The organism is Amycolatopsis arida (assembly GCF_900115565.1).
GTDB classification, from domain to species: domain Bacteria; phylum Actinomycetota; class Actinomycetes; order Mycobacteriales; family Pseudonocardiaceae; genus Yuhushiella; species Yuhushiella arida.
Window position 1 is genome coordinate 246,349 of record NZ_FOWW01000004.1, and the last position, 14,883, is coordinate 261,231.

The 14,883-nt window shown below is 73.4% G+C and carries 14 protein-coding genes; 13 read left to right on the forward strand and 1 reads right to left on the reverse strand.

Annotation, left to right across the window (positions count from 1 at the left end; all coding sequences use genetic code 11):
• Positions 1 to 52 precede the first annotated feature (52 nt).
• Positions 53 to 985 (reverse strand): DUF5829 family protein, encoded by a 933-nt coding sequence (locus tag BM051_RS14235; protein ID WP_243859623.1) that lies wholly within the window; start codon positions 983 to 985, stop codon positions 53 to 55.
• Positions 986 to 1,260: 275 nt separating this feature from the next.
• Between BM051_RS14235 and BM051_RS14240 the strand changes: the two genes are divergently transcribed.
• From BM051_RS14240 to BM051_RS14300, 13 genes are all read left to right on the forward strand, one after another.
• A complete protein-coding gene (locus tag BM051_RS14240; RefSeq protein WP_092530613.1) occupies positions 1,261 to 2,610 on the forward strand; it encodes a flavin-containing monooxygenase in 1,350 nt (449 codons plus the stop codon).
• The gene (locus BM051_RS14245; protein WP_092530614.1) at positions 2,607 to 3,233 is read left to right on the forward strand and encodes a TetR/AcrR family transcriptional regulator; all 627 of its coding nucleotides are present in this window, start codon (positions 2,607 to 2,609) and stop codon (positions 3,231 to 3,233) included. Before BM051_RS14240 ends, BM051_RS14245 begins: the two co-directional genes overlap by 4 nt.
• Entirely contained in the window at positions 3,230 to 4,150 is a 921-nt protein-coding gene (locus BM051_RS14250) for an alpha/beta hydrolase (RefSeq protein ID WP_092530615.1), read from the forward strand. The genes BM051_RS14245 and BM051_RS14250 overlap by 4 nt, the downstream gene beginning before the upstream one ends.
• Before the next feature lie 10 nt (positions 4,151 to 4,160).
• The gene (locus BM051_RS14255) at positions 4,161 to 4,847 is read left to right on the forward strand and encodes an acetoacetate decarboxylase family protein (protein ID WP_243859624.1); all 687 of its coding nucleotides are present in this window, start codon (positions 4,161 to 4,163) and stop codon (positions 4,845 to 4,847) included.
• Positions 4,844 to 5,620 carry an SDR family NAD(P)-dependent oxidoreductase gene (locus BM051_RS14260; protein WP_092530616.1) on the forward strand — a complete coding sequence of 259 codons (777 nt, stop codon included), beginning with the start codon at positions 4,844 to 4,846 and terminating at the stop codon, positions 5,618 to 5,620. The genes BM051_RS14255 and BM051_RS14260 overlap by 4 nt, the downstream gene beginning before the upstream one ends.
• Positions 5,621 to 5,722: 102 nt before the next feature.
• Positions 5,723 to 7,123 carry an MFS transporter gene (locus tag BM051_RS14265; RefSeq protein ID WP_092530617.1) on the forward strand — a complete coding sequence of 467 codons (1,401 nt, stop codon included), beginning with the start codon at positions 5,723 to 5,725 and terminating at the stop codon, positions 7,121 to 7,123.
• A 504-nt stretch (positions 7,124 to 7,627) separates the two neighbouring features.
• The gene (locus BM051_RS14270) at positions 7,628 to 8,437 is read left to right on the forward strand and encodes a cell cycle transcriptional regulator TrcR (RefSeq protein WP_243859625.1); all 810 of its coding nucleotides are present in this window, start codon (positions 7,628 to 7,630) and stop codon (positions 8,435 to 8,437) included.
• A gap of 93 nt (positions 8,438 to 8,530) precedes the next feature.
• Positions 8,531 to 9,994, forward strand: a complete 1,464-nt coding sequence (locus BM051_RS14275; protein ID WP_092530618.1) for a flavin-containing monooxygenase — start codon at positions 8,531 to 8,533, stop codon at positions 9,992 to 9,994.
• An 88-nt stretch (positions 9,995 to 10,082) separates the two neighbouring features.
• The gene (locus tag BM051_RS14280; RefSeq protein WP_243859626.1) at positions 10,083 to 10,553 is read left to right on the forward strand and encodes an SRPBCC family protein; all 471 of its coding nucleotides are present in this window, start codon (positions 10,083 to 10,085) and stop codon (positions 10,551 to 10,553) included.
• 43 nt (positions 10,554 to 10,596) lie between these two features.
• Positions 10,597 to 11,970, forward strand: coding sequence for a cytochrome P450 (locus tag BM051_RS14285; protein WP_092530619.1), 1,374 nt, complete (start codon positions 10,597 to 10,599; stop codon positions 11,968 to 11,970).
• Between the two features lie 80 nt (positions 11,971 to 12,050).
• Complete coding sequence (locus tag BM051_RS14290; RefSeq protein ID WP_092530620.1) at positions 12,051 to 12,968, forward strand: NAD-dependent epimerase/dehydratase family protein; 918 nt, start codon at positions 12,051 to 12,053, stop codon at positions 12,966 to 12,968.
• 101 nt (positions 12,969 to 13,069) lie between these two features.
• A complete protein-coding gene (locus BM051_RS14295; protein WP_166677759.1) occupies positions 13,070 to 13,534 on the forward strand; it encodes a PPOX class F420-dependent oxidoreductase in 465 nt (154 codons plus the stop codon).
• Between the two features lie 313 nt (positions 13,535 to 13,847).
• Positions 13,848 to 14,855, forward strand: coding sequence for a ParB N-terminal domain-containing protein (locus tag BM051_RS14300; protein WP_092530622.1), 1,008 nt, complete (start codon positions 13,848 to 13,850; stop codon positions 14,853 to 14,855).
• Positions 14,856 to 14,883 lie beyond the last annotated feature (28 nt).

Here is a 14,883-nt window from a genome sequence, read left to right on the forward strand (position 1 = left end):
CCCGCGCTGCAGTCCCACGGAACCGGCCGGAAGAGTGACAGCGGACAGGGCCCTATGCCGGGTCGCCGAAGGCCCAGACCGCGCGGCTGCCAGGGCCGACGACGAGGGTCGACCGGCCGATCCGCTCCTCGTGCCGGTAGGACACGGGTCGGTTGAGTGACATGTCGACCCGCCGCAGGCCCACCTCGTCGAGTGGAACCGCGTCGAGCCAGATCGTGGTGCCACCCCGCAGCGCGACGACGCCACCACCCGGAACGGACTGAACGACGAACCCGCCGGCCCGCAGCAACGGCACGGTGTTGGCCGCGTCCCGCGCCGTGACCGCGACGTGGATGCCGGTCACGTCACGCATCAGATGGTCCCGGTAGTCGTCGGGCAGGTACCGCTCCCTGCCGACGTCGCCGGGATGGCTGGCCGGCTCGGTCTTGCTGCGCGGGTCGGCGAAGTACTCCGGCCGGTACTCCATCGCCCACATGCCGAACTTGTCGTACTGGTCGGTGGTGAGGACGGCGTCGAACCACGGGACCGGGACGCCGTCGCCGAAGTCCCGGGTCTGGAGGAGCTCCAACGGCTCGGTGACCCCGAGCTCCCGCAGCCGCTCGATCACCGTCGCCAGGTCGCCGGCGTTCTCGGTCGAGACCCCCATCCCGGCCGTGCCCAGCGTGCCGTCCCTGCCGGGCAGGTCGCCGACCCCGAACAGCTCGAAGTAGGTCTCCCGGCCCATCAGGTACCGGCCGGTCCAGGTCACCCCGCCGGCGCCGGTCGTGGTGCGGACCTCGAAGTTGGCGAAGTCCCGCAGGTAGGCGGAGTGCTCGACGGCGTCGGCGGTCTCCCGGTCGAGGACCCCGTAGGCGTGGTTGTAGAACAGCAACTGCCGGTCGGGCGGTCCGCTCTCCTCAGCGCCACTCTCGACCGCGCCGGCGAGGGCGGTGGTGAGGGCCATCGCGAGAACCGTGATCATCCGTGACATCCGGCGAATGCGCATGGGCGCGAGGATAGAGCGCGGGATGTCGTGCTCGCCCTCGTTTCGAGGAATCCCTGAGAAATCCACGAGGAATCCCTGAGGATCTCCCGAATCGATCCCGAGGTGATCCCGAGGTCTCCTCGAACGGCGCCGCGCCTCGCGCTGGGGCGTGCTCGATCCCGCCCCGTGCGGCGGCACTCCGTCGCGAGGGTTGCCGACAGGTGTTCGTATTTCTTGACACGTGTCAGGCCGGGACGTAGCGTGCGAGAGGTGACGACATCGCGGAGCGCCGAGGCATGACCGGGCCCAGGACGTGTGTCATCGGCGCGGGGCTGAGCGGGTTGTGCGCCGGCAAGATGCTCTCGGACTACGGCGTCCCGTACGAGTGCTTCGAGTCGTCGGACCGGATCGGCGGCAACTGGGCCTTCGGCAACCCCAACGGCCGGTCCAGCGCGTACCGCTCGCTGCACATCGACACCTCCAAGCACCGACTGTCCTTCAAGGACTTCCCGATGCCGGAGCACTTTCCCGACTTCCCGCACCACTCCCAGATCAAGGAGTACCTGGAGCGCTACGCGGAGGCCTTCGGGCTGAAGGACAACATCCGCTTCGACACGGCGGTGGAGCACGCCCACCGGCTGCCGGCGGGTGGCTGGGAGATCACCACGCGGGACGGCGCGGTGCACCGCTTCGACGTCCTGGTCGTGGCGAACGGCCATCACTGGGACCCGCGGTTCCCGAGCTTCCCCGGCGAGTTCACCGGCGAGTCGATGCACTCGCACGACTACGTCGACCCGGAGACTCCGCTGCGGCTGTCCGGTCAACGCGTTCTGATCGTCGGGATCGGCAACAGCGCGGCGGACATCGCGGTCGAGTTGTCCCAGCGCTTCCTGGACAACACCGTGGTCCTGTCCACCCGGTCGAGCGCGTGGATCGTGCCGAAGTACATCATGGGGATCCCCGCCGACCGGCTCTTCGCCACCAGCCCGTACCTTCCGCTGTCCTGGCAGCGCCGGCTGGCCCGGAAGAGCCCGGTCCTGCTGACCGGCCGGCCGGAACGGTTCGGCCTGCCCACCCCGAACCACCACTTCCTCGAGGCGCATCCCACACAGTCGCAGGAACTGCCGCTGCGGCTCGGGTCCGGCGACGTCACCGCGAAACCCGACATCCGTCGACTGGACGGCATGCGGGTGCACTTCACCGACGGGACCTCCGCCGACTTCGACGTCATCGTCTACGCCACCGGCTACAACATCTCGTTCCCGTTCTTCGATCCCGACTTCCTCAGCGCTCCGGACAACCGCCTCCCCCTGTACAAGCGCATGTTCAAGCCCGGCCTCGACGACCTCGCGTTCGTCGGTTTCGCCCAGGCGACGCCGACCCTCTTCCCGTTCGTGGAATGCCAGGCCCGGCTGCTCGCCGCCTATCTCGCCGGTACCTACCGGCCGCCCGAGGAGGGGGACATGTGGCGCGTCATCGCCCGGGACGAGAAACGGTTCGTGGGACACTTCGCCGACCGGCCGCGGCACACCCAGCAGGTCGACTACTTCGTCTACGAGCACGACATTCGCGCCCGCGAGCTGCCGGCCGGCTGGCGTCGGGTGCGGGAGCACGGCCCGGTACCGCTCGCGGGGAGGGCCCGGTGACCCCGGCCGAGCACGTCCTGGACCGCCGCCCGCCCAACCGCGGGGACCAGCGGCGAAGGGCCCTGCTCACCGCGCTCGACCAGCTGCTGCGCGAGGACACCCTCGCCGCGATCAACGTGCGGGACATCTCGCGCAGGGCCGAGGTCACGCGCTCGGCGTTCTACTTCTACTTCGAGAACAAGGCCGTCGCGGTCGCGGCCCTGTGCAACGAGATGTACCAGGAGGCGTTCACCGCCGGCGCGATCCTGCTCAGCGGGGAGGGCACCCCGGCGGAACGGATCCGGCGCACGATCGCCGGACTGTTCGAGACGTGGGCGAGGCACCGGCACGTCTTCCGCGCGATGCTGGACGCCAGGGACGCCGACGAGACCGTGCGCGCGCTGTGGGACGACGACCGCGAGTCGTTCGTGCCCACGATCGCCACCATGATCGAGGCCGAGCGCACGGCGGGTCACGCCCCGGAGGGGCCGGACGCCCGGCTGCTCGCCACCGTCCTGCTGGAGCTCAACGACCGCGCACTGGAACGGCTCTCCCGAGGCGGGCCGGCGAGCCCACCGGCCGGCGAGCTCCAGGACGCGCTGGTGACCGTCTGGCTGCGCACCATCTACGGCAGGTGCCCATGACCTCCTCGCCCTCCTCGCCCTTCACCTTCCCCGTGGGGGAGGGCAGCTGCGCCGCGCGACGGTTCGCGGCCACCACCGACGCCCTGCGCACCGCCGCCGGCCGCCCCTGCGTGGTCATGGCTCACGGGTTCGGCGCCACCCGCGACTGCGGGCTCGACGCCGTCGCCGGCGAGCTCGCCGACACCGGCCTCGACGTCCTGGCATTCGACTACCGGGGCTTCGGTGAGAGCGGCGGCACGCCCCGGCAGCGGGTGTCGGTCGGCCGGCAGCTGGCCGACTACCGGGCCGCGGTGGCCGCCGCGCGCGGCCTGGACGGCGTGGACCCCCGGCGCGTCGTGCTGTGGGGCGCGTCGCTGGCCGGCGGCCACGTGCTCGCCGCCGGCGCGCGGGACCCGGACGTGGCCGCCATCGTGTCGCTGGTGCCGATGGTGGACGGCCTCGCGGCGGCCCGGCACGCGGTCCGCCACCACCGGCCGGGCACGCTGGCCCGGTCGGCGGCGGTGGCCGCGCGCGGGTGGGCCGCCCGGCTGGCCGGCCGGGCCGTGCCGCCGGTGCCGCTGGTCGGCCGGCCGGGCTCGGCCGCGGCACTGTCCCTGCCGGGGCAGTTCGAGGCGTACACCGCGTTGGCCGGGCCGAGCTGGCGCAACGAGATCGACCCCACGGCCGCCCTCGAGGTCGGCCGGTACCGGCCGACCCGGCACGCCCGGCGGATCCGCGCCCCGTTGCTGGTGCAGATCGCCGACCTCGACCGGCTCAGCCCGCCGCACGCCGCCGCCAGGGCCGGCGCGGCCGGGCGCGCCGAGGTGCGGCACTACCCCTGCGACCACTTCGACGTCTTTCCCGGCAACCCGTGGTACCGCCAGGTGATCGAGCACCAGCTCGCGTTCCTGCGCCGGCACCTGCGGGACGAGCGGTGAGGAGGGTGCGGTGCCGAACGGCCACCTGATCCAGGGCGAGCGGGTCACCATGCCGGTGCGGGTGCGCGACGGCACCGCCTGCTCGGCGATGTTCGCGGTCCGCGCGCCGGCGGCCCGGGCGGTGCTGGCGTACTCCGGGATGGACGTGGCCGAGCCGGTCCCCGGCTACGCGGTCTGCTCGCTGGTGTTCGTCCGCTACGTCGACAGCGACCTGGGGCCGTACCACGAGTTCGGCGTGGCGTTCCTCGTCCGGTCCCCGGTCGGGCGCGGGGTCTTCATCCACTGGCTCCCGGTCAACCAACCGTTCACATTGGACGCCGGGAGGTCGATCTGGGGCTTTCCCAAGGTGCTGGCCGACATCGACCTCTCACTGGCCGGGCGCACCAGGCGCTGCGTGGTCCGCCACGACGGGCAGCTGGTCGTCGACCTGACGGTGAAGCCGGGCGTCCCGATGCCCGGCCGCGCTGGGGCCACCAACGTCGACGCCTACACCTGGCAGGACGGTGTACTCCGCCGCACGCCCTGGGACCTTCGGGCCGGCCGGGTGCGGAGCCGGCCGGGTGGCGCCGTGCTGCGCCTCGGCGAGCATCCGATCGCGGAGGAGCTCCGCCGGATGGGGCTGCCCACAACGGCCCTCGCCACCAGCGGCATCGGCCGGATGGAGATGACGTTCGGCGAGGCGGAGGTGATCGGATGACGGGCGGGCGAGGTGGCGCGGCACTGGTGACCGGGGCAGCCAGCGGGCTCGGTCGGTTGGCCGCCCTGCGATTGGCCGCCGCCGGCACCCCGGTGGCGGCGCTCGACGTGGACGGCGCGAACCTGGCGCGCACCGCTCGCCGCGCACCCGGCATGCGGGCGTACGCGTGCGACGTCACCGACGAGGCCGCCGTGCGGGAGGCGGTCGCCGCGGCCACGGCCGAGCTCGGTCCGATCGAGCTGGTCGTGCACGCGGCCGGGTTGTGCCGGGTGGGCAGGGCCCTGGACCAGCCGCTGGACGAGCTGCGCCGGGTGCTCGAGGTCAACTACCTGGGGACCGTGCACGTCGCGCGGGCGACCGTGCCGGCGATGGTGGACCGCGGTCGCGGGACCCTGCTCGTGTTCGGTTCGATCGCCGGGTGGGTCCCCTCACCGCGGCTGGCCGCCTACGCGACGTCGAAGTTCGCGGTGACCGCGTTCTGCGAGGTGCTCGCCCAGGAGACCGCGGGCACCGGTGTCCGGGTGGTCTGCGCCTGCCCCGACCACGTGGAGACGCCACTGGCCGACGGGGTACGCGCCGCCGACCCGACCGTCCTCGGTGGACGGACCGGCGCCGATCCCGCCGCCGTGCTCGACGCCGTCGACCGGGCACTGGCGAGCCCCCGACCGCCGCTGTTCCTCTTCCCTGGCCGGAGCGCCCGGTATCTCTGGCGTGCCCGGCGCCTGGCGCCTCGGCTGCTCGGCCGGGTCATCACCCGCCACGTCCGCGCCTGAGCCGGGCGGCGGTCGGGAGGTCAGCGGAACACCGCCGACGTTCATCCCGTTGTGGTACACCCGTATGTGATACGACTGTATCACATACGGGAGGTGGCGACGATGGTCCGAGCGGGGGCGACCACGCCGGTGGTGGGGGAGCGCCGGGGCGCCGGCGCGGTCCTGGCGCTGGCCTGCGTGGCGCAGCTGCTGGTGGTGCTCGACGTCTCGGTGATCAACGTCGCGTTGCCGTCGATCCGCGCCGACCTCGACCTCACGCCCGCGGGCGCCCAGTGGGTGGCCACGGCGTACCTGCTGGCCTTCGGTGGCCTCCTGCTGCTCGGTGGTCGGCTGGCCGACCTGTACGGCCGGCGGCGCGCCGTCGTCGCCGGGCTCGGCGTCGTCACGGTGGCCAGCGTGGTCGGCGGCGTCGCGGGCGATCCAGCCGTGCTGGTCGCCGCCCGCGCCGCGCAGGGGATGGGCGGCGCGGTGCTCGCCCCGGCCACCCTGACCCTGGTCACGACCACCTTCGCCGAGGGGTCGCGGCGCACCTGGGCGCTGGCGATCTGGACGGCCACGAGCGTGGCCGGCGGGGCCGCGGGCAGCCTGCTCGGCGGTGTGCTGACCGAGTACCTGTCCTGGCGGGCCACCCTGCTGGTCAACGTGCCGGCCGGCGGAATGGCGCTGGTCGCCGCGCTCCGCGTCCTGAGCGCGGACGCCCGGCCGGGCCGCGGCCGGCTCGACGTCCCGGGAGCGTTGCTGGCCACCGCCGGCCTCGCGGCGCTGACCCTCGGGGTCGCCTCCGCCCGGGACCACGGCTGGGCCGACCAGCGCACGCTGACGGCGACGGCCGCCGGGCTCACCGTGCTGGCGGCGTTCGTCGTGGTCGAGGCCCGGTTCGCCAACGAGCCGGTGCTGCCGCCGCGGCTGCTCCGCCGGCGCGGCCTCGCGGTCGGCAACGTCGTGATGCTGCTCGCCGCCGCCGGCTTCCAGGCCGCGATGTGGTACTTCCTGACCTTCTTCATGCAGGACGCGTTGCACTACGGCCCGTTGAGGACCGGGCTGGGCTTCCTCCCGCACACCCTGTTGACGGTCGTGGTCGGCTGGCGGGTCACCCCCTGGCTCCTGCGCCACCTCACCAGCCGCACGCTGGTCGTCGCCGGCGCCCTGCTCGCCGCCGCCGGGTTCGCCTGGCAGAGCCGGGGCACCCCGGACAGCGGCTACCTGGCCGGCGTCCTCGGCCCCGCACTGCTGCTCGCCAGCGGCGGCGGGCTGCTCAACACTCCGCTGACCGCCACCGTCACCGCCGGGGTCCCCGCCGCCGACGCCGGGGCCGCTTCCGGCCTGATGAACACCACCAAGCAGGTCGGTGGCGCCCTCGGCCTGTCCGCGCTGCTCGCGGCCGCCGGCGGTCCACAAGCGACGGTGGACTACCGGAGCGCCTTCCTCGGCGGCGCGGTGGTCCTGCTCGTCGCCGCGGCGACGGCGCTCGCCCTCCCGACCTTCCGCGACGACCGCGGCTGACGTCCGGGGTGCCGTTGGTCGAAACAGTCTCTCCCGGCACTGAACCCGTGAACAGGTGGTCCGGGAGTCCCGCAGGGGCTCCCGGACCACGCCGCGTCGGCCGTTCGGTGTAGGCATGCTTCCTCTCCGACACGACCGCCACCGCTCCGTCCGGCGCAGCGGTGACGCCACTCCGACATCCGTTGAGAGCAGTGCGCGCCGCTGCTAGTGTCCCGAGTTCGAGCGCGGCGTGGATCATGGCGGGTCGGTCGTCGCGGCTGGCTCTCGGCGTTCCCGCGTCGCGTTACCTGGGGTGGATTGTCGGATCGATGGGAACCTGACAATGAACCGGCGGCCAGTCGTCGACACGGAAGCCCTCCTGTCCCACCGCCCGGTGGAGATGGTCGACCTCCGCGCCCTGCGGAGAGCGGACTCCCCCGCCGGTCGGGGGAGGACCACGAGCACGTTCGCACCCTCGCCGAGTCCGGCGCCGAGTTGCCGCCGATCCTGGTCAACCGCAGGACGATGCGGGTCATCGACGGTACCCACCGGGTGCTGGCCGCGGTGCTGCGCGGGCAGCACACCATCCCGGCCCGGTTCGTCGAGTGCGACGACGAGCAGGCGTTCGTCTTCGCCGTGGAGGCCAACATCGCGCATGGCCTCCCGCTGTCGCGGCAGGATCGGACCGCGGCGGTCCGCCGGATCATCGCCACCCACCCGCAGTGGTCGGACCGCGCGATCGCGGCCTTCACCGGGCTGGCGCACAAGACGGTCGGCGCCATCCGCCGGCGTTCGAGTGGGGAAGGTCCCCAGTCGCACACCCGGCGCGGCCGGGACGGGCGGCTGCGTCCGGTGGACGGCGCGCACCGGCACCGAGAGGCCGGCCGGCTGCTGGCCGTCCGGCCGGACGCGTCGCTGCGCGAGGTCGCGGCGGAGGCCGGGGTGTGCGCGTCCACGGTGCGGGACGCGCGGGACCGGCTGCGGCGCGGCGAGGACCCGGTGCTGCCGACGCAACGCGGCGCGTCGCGCGGCACCGGCCGTACCGCGGCCGTGGCGGCGACCCCGCTGAATCGGCCGGCCGACCACGGGCACCACGTCGCGTTGCTGCGCACCCTGCGCGGCGATCCCTCGCTTCGGCTGTCCGAGTCCGGGCGCACCCTGCTGCACCTGCTCCGGGTGTGCACAGTGGACGAGGCGGGCTGGGATCGGTTGCGGGACAACGTGCCCGCGCACTGCGCCGATCTGGTCGTGCGAGCGGCCAGGGAGTGCGGGCAGGCGTGGCAGGAGTTCGCCGTGGAGGTGGAGCGGCGGGCCAACCGCCGCCGGTCCGGCTGATCGCGGCCGGGACCGCACGCGCCTTCCCCGCACGCCGCCCCTTCCGGCACGATCGGGCCGGACCGGTTGCGCCGACCAGGGATCGGGTGGCACATGACGACGGAGGAACATCACCGGGTGGTGATCGTGGGCGCCGGCCTCGGCGGCATCGGCGCCGCGGTCCGGCTCTTCCGCAAGGGAGTCTCGGATCTGGTGATCCTGGAGGCCGCCGGGAGCCCGGGCGGGACCTGGCGGGTCAACTCGTATCCGGGGTGCCAGTGCGACATCCCGTCGAACCTCTACTCGCTGTCGTTCGCCCCCAACGCGGCCTGGTCGACCACGTTCCCGTTGCAACCGGAGATCCAGGACTACGTGCTGGACGTGACCGCCCGGTTCGACCTGGACAAGGTGATCCGCTACCACACCGAGCTCCGTCGGGCTCGGTGGGACGCGACGGCCGCGCGCTGGCGGCTGACCACCTCGGCCGGCCGACTCAGCGCCGACGTCCTGGTCCTCGCGCTGGGGTTCCTGTCCCAGCCGTTCGTGCCGCCGATCGACGGCCTCGACCGGTTCCGCGGCGCGGCGTTCCACTCCGCGGAGTGGAACCACGGGGTCGACCTGACCGGCCGGCGCGTCGCCGTGGTGGGGACCGGCGCCTCCGCCGTCCAGCTGATCCCGGAGATCGCCGACCGGGTCGGCCACCTCGACGTGTACCAGCGCACGCCCGCGTGGGTGCTGCCGCATCCCAACCGGCGGGTCACCGGGGCGGAACGCTGGCTGTACCGGCACCTTCCGGTCAGCCAGACCGCCCGCAGGGCCCTCACGTTCGTCGGCTCCGAGGCCCGGCACGCCGTGCTGACCAAGCCGGGGGCGCTGAACCGGGTCGCGCGCGCGCTCGGCCGGTGGAACATCCGCAGGGCCATCCGGGACCCGGACCTGGCCGACAGGGTGACGCCGCGGTACGAGCTGGGCTGCAAGCGGGTGCTGCTGTCCAACCGGTACTACCCGGCGCTGGCCCGCCCCGACGTCGACGTGATCAACGACCACGTGGTCGCCACCACCGCCGGAGGGGTGGTCAGCGGGTCGGGGGAGGAGCGGCCGGCCGACGTCGTCGTGTTCGCCACCGGGTTCCAGGTCACCGGCAGGGCCGACTTCGCCCGGATCCACGGCGCCGGCGGCCAGGACCTCGCCGCCGACTTCGCCGAGCACGGTGCCTACCTCGGGGTCACGGCTTCCGGCTTCCCCAATCTGTTCTGCATCGGCGGACCCACCAGCGGGGTGGGGCACACCTCGTTCCTGTTCATGCTGGAGTCCCAGCAGGCCTACGTCGCGGACGCGGTGGCCGCGATGGCGGCGCGGTCGTGGGCCGCGGTCGACGTGCGGCGTGAGGTCCAGGACGGGTACTTCGCCGAGATCCAGCGGGCCAGCACCGACAAGGTGTGGCTGACCGGCTGCACGAGCTGGTTCCTCGACGGCAAGGGGCGCAACGTCGCCGTCTGGCCCGGCTACTCCTGGACGTTCCACCGCCGCACCCGGCGGTTCGACCCCGGCGCCTACCACGTCGTGCCCGCGCGGTGAAACCCCTGTCGTGGCAACGATTCCGCCACCGGTCCGTCCGGTGTGGAGAGCTTGTGCACACCGTCGGCGCCGCCGTAGCGTCGGTCGCGTGATCGACGCGCGAACCACCATGTTCATCCGGTCGACGCCCGAGGCCGTCCTCGAGTTCGTGATGGACATCGAGCGTTACCAGGAAATCGACGAGAAGATCCGCCCGGTGCTGTGGTCGCGGCGGGAGGGCCACCTCACCGAGTTCGCCTTCCGGCCCCGGCTGGCCGGGCTGCTCGGGCCCAAGGTGGTCTCCCAGGAGCGGCTCACGCCTGGCCGGCGGGTCGACATCCAGCTGGCGCCGGCACCGCACAACCGCCTCGCCAGGGCGCTCACCCACTACGAGGCCAGCTTCGAGTGCGTTCCGGTGGCGGGCGGCACGGAGGTGATCCGCTCGGAGCGATTTCGGGTGAACCGCGGGTTCCGGTGGCTGCTCGAGCCGTTCCTGAAGCGCACCATGCCGGGCCTGGTCCGGGAGGAGCTGCGCCTGGCGAAACGGAAGCTGGAGGAGAGCCAGCCGGCCGCCGGCTGACGCCGGTGGGACGCAGCAGGGCTCGGCGGAAGGGAGAGGGCACATGCCAACATCGGCGACCCCCGGGGCGGCGCGGGTGACAGCCCCGCCGGGGCCGCGCTGGCCGTGGGAGCAAATCCGGCTCGCCCGACTGCTGGCCAGGGTGCCGGCCGAGGGCCTGAGCCTGCTGCACCGGAGGTACGGCCCGGTCGTCCGCTTCGGGTACCCGCCGTTCCGCTACGTCGCCATGCTGGGCCCGGAGGCCAACCGGTTCATCCTGGCCGAGCGGCTGGACCTGTTCCGGTGGCGGGAGGCCATGGCGTTCCTCGTCCCGGTGGACGGGGAGACCGCCATGGTGGTCAGCGACGGTGACGACCACCGGCGCCGCCGCCAGGCCGTCCAGTCGGCGTTCACCGCGCGGCGGATCCACCGCCACCTCGGCATCATGATCGAGGAGTTCGCCGCCGAGCTGGCCCGCTGGCCCTCCGGCGGTACGGTCGACGCCCTCGAGGCGCTGCGCCGGCCGATCAAGCGGATCACCGTGCGCTCGCTGTTCGGCGACCAGCTGGACCGGGCCGACGAGCTGGGCGCGGCGCTGGACACCACGATCGGCTACGTGAACCTGCCGGTGTGGCGGCAGTTCAAGATCGACCTGCCCGGCACCCGGTGGCACCGGGCGAAGGCCGCGCGGCGGCGGACGGACCTGATCGTCAACGCCGAGATCGCCCGGCGCCGCGCCGGTTCCGGCCGGTCCGACCCACCGGACGTCCTGGACGTCCTGCTCGCCGCCGTCGACGAGAACGGCGCGCCGGCCCTGTCCGACCTCGAGGTCCGGGACCAGGTGGTCAGCCTCATCGCCGCCTCCTACGACACGATCGGCAGCGCCGCCGCCTGGGCGCTGCACGAGCTGATCGCCAACCCGGCCGTGCGGGAGACCGCGCGGGCCGAGGTCACCGAGGTAGTGGGCGACGAGCGGCTCACCGTCGAGGCGCTCAACCGGATGCCCTACCTCGACGCGGTCGTCAACGAGACGCTGCGGAAGTGGCCGCCCACGTCGGTCAGCACCCGCAAGGTCACGGCGACGTTCGAGTTCGCCGGCGTCCGGGTTCCCGCGGGGTCCATGGTGCTCTACTCGCCCTACGTCACCCATCGGATGCCGGAGCTGTGGGCCGAGCCCGACCGCTTCCGGCCCGAGCGGTGGCTGGAGGGGAAGGCCGCGCCGTACTCGTTCGTCCCGTTCGGCGGCGGCTACCGGCGGTGTATCGGCTTCGTGTTCGCCACCCAGCAGCTGAAGGTGCTGCTGGTCGAGGCGTTGCGCTCGGTGGAGCTGGCCGCCGAGTACGACACGCTCACCCCGTTCGGCATCCCGGCGCTGCACCCCGGCGAGGGCCTGCCGGTGCGGGTCACCCGGCCGGTGCGGCTGCCGGTGGCCGGCTGATCGCAACGGTCACGCCTTCCCGCCGACCGCCTCCCGATCGCCTGGACCGTGATCGGACCGTCACCTACCATCGAGGACCCATGAAGGTGTTCGTGACCGGCGCCACGGGCGTGCTCGGCCGGCGGGCGGTGCCGGAGCTGGTCCGCGCCGGGCACGAGGTGACCGCCGTGGCGCGCTCGGCCGACAAGGCGGCGCTGCTGCGCGGATGGGACGCCGAGCCGGTCGGCGTCGATCTGTTCGACCCGGCGGCGGTCTGCGCCGCGGTGGCCGGGCACGATGTCGTGGTCAACCTCGCCACCAGGATCCCGCCGCCGTCCCGGGCGGCGTTCAGCAGAGCATGGGCGGAGGGCAGCCGGCTGCGCTCGGAGGCCTCCCGCAACCTGGTCGACGCGGCGCTGGCGGCCGGGGCCGACCGGTTCGTCCAGGAGTCGATCGCCTTCATCTACCCCGACAGCGGGGACCGGTGGATCGACGAGGACGTTCCGCTCGACCCGCCCGCGCTGGGCAGGGCCAACCAGGCCGCGGAGGCGCAGGCCGCCCGGTTCACCGCGGCCGGCGGCACCGGTGTGGTGCTGCGGTTCGGGCAGTTCTACGCGCCGGAGGCCGTCCACACGCGGTACATGCTATCGATGCTGCGCCGCCGGATGCCCGCGCTGCCCGGCCCCCGCGACGCCTACTCGCCCACGGTGGCCGCCGAGGACGCCGGCACGGCCGTGGCCGCCGCGCTCGACGTCCCGGCCGGCACCTGGAACGTCTGCGACGACGAGCCGCTGACCAGGGCGGCGTTCCACCGCGCGGTGGCCGAGGCGCTGGGCGTGCGACCGCCGCTCGGCACCGGGAGCCTGCTGTTCCGGCTGAGCGGCAACACCCGCTTCTACCTCCGCTCGCTGCGGGTCGCCAACCGCCGGTTCACGGCGGCGTCCGGCTGGTCGCCCCGGTACCCGGACGCGGCCAGCGGCTGGCGTGCCCTCCTCGCCGACATTCCAGCGAAGAAATAGTTCGCCCGCGCGTTTCCGGTCGCCGCGTTCCGGTGCCCCGCCGGTCGCCGTAGCATGCGTTCATGCTGCGTCTGCCCACCCGAGAGACAATGGAAAACTGGATGTTGCGGTACTACGATCGCAACCGGGATCCGGCCGCGTTCGCGGTGCCGGTCGCGCGGTCGGGAAGCCTGTGCGCCCTGCGCGGCCACAAATACGCGGTGCTGGTCACCTATCGGCGCAACGGCGAGCCGGTGCCCTCGCCCATCTGGTTCGGCCTGGACGGTGACCGGGCGTTCGTCCGCACCGGCCTCGACTCGTGGAAGGTCCGGCGGATCCGGAACAACCCGCACGTCGTGATCGCTCCCTCGACCCGCAAGGGCAGGCCGATCGGCCCCGGGATCCCAGCCGTGGTGCGGATCCTGCCACCGGAGGAGCATCCCCGGGCCATCGCCGCCCGGATCGCGGCCTACGGTCTCGGCCGCTGGATCTACGACCGGACCATCGCCAAGGTGTACGGCGAGGCCGCCTACCTGGAGATCACCGCGACCCACCCGGAGCCCGCGGCGGACCTGGCCGAGGGCTGACCCGAGGGCACTACCACAGCGTCGCGATCGGCGCCGAACGAGGCGAAGGAATTCGTCGAATTCGCGCTCGGTTGTTCCGGCTGAATTCGACTGATACGATCATCAGCCTCGAGATGCTGGGGTTCCTGGGGACATTTACCGACGGCTGGGCGGCGCATCTTTGACATCGCCCGTCCGAATATCGTCGACTGAATACCGAGCCACTGAAAATCGACGTCCGAGCGACCACCCGTTCGCACGGGGATTTCCGTGTCACGGGTGAGTTCGGGGGAGCGCCGGCACGCCGAATCGACTCGTGAGAGGGGTCCGTCTCATGGAAGGTCGGGGAAGGGGCGTCGCCGTGGCCGACGCGGCCCGCCGTCCCACCGAGCTGGTTCCGCTCGACGCGCTGGTGACGGACGGCTCGCCGCGGTCCTCCGGCGCGGACATGGCGCACGCCCGGTTGCTGGCCGAGTCCGAGGCCGACCTGCCACCGATCCTGGTCAACCGCAGGACGATGCGGGTCATCGACGGCGCGCACCGCGTGCTGGCCGCCACGCTGCGCGGCCAGCACGCCATCGCCGCGCAGTTCTTCGACTGCGATGACGAGGAGGCCTTCGTCCTGGCGGTGGAGGCGAACGTCGCGCACGGCCTCCCGCTGTCGCTGGCCGAGCGCACCGCCGCGGCCGAACGGATCATTGCCTCGCACGGCGAGTGGTCGGACCGGGCGATCGCGGCCGTCACCGGGCTGGCACACAAGACGGTCGGTGCCATCCGCCGGCGTTCGAGTGGGGAAGTTCCCCAGTCGCCCACCCGGCGGGGCCGGGACGGCAGGGCGCGCCCGGTCGACGGCGCCGCCGGCAGGGCCGAGGCGGGCCGGCTGCTCGCCAGCCGGCCGCACGCGTCGCTGCGGGAGATCGCCAGGGAGGCCGGGGTGTGCCCGGCGACGGTGTGGGACGTGCGGGCCCGGTTGGCTCGCGGCGAGGACCCGGTCCCGCCGGCCCGACAGGAGTCGCGCGGCTCCGGGGCCGGGACGGGCGGGCGAGCCGAGCCGCCGGCCCGGCTGCGCCCGGTCGCCCGGCTTGACCACCCGCCCGCCGACGGGCCGTCGGCGGTGCGGAACCTGCGCAGGGACCCTTCCCTGCGGTTCTCCGAGTCGGGCCGGTTGCTGCTGCGGCTGCTGGAGGTCTCCGCGATGGGGCCGCGGGACTGGGAGCGGCTCGGCGACACGGTCCCGACCCACTGCACCGAGGTGGTCGCGACGGTGGCCAGGGTGTGCGGCCAGGCGTGGCACGCCTTCGCCGCCGACCTGGAGCAGCGGCAGCGCCGGCGGTCCGGCTGACCGGTGCGGCCCGACCCCACCGTGGAAA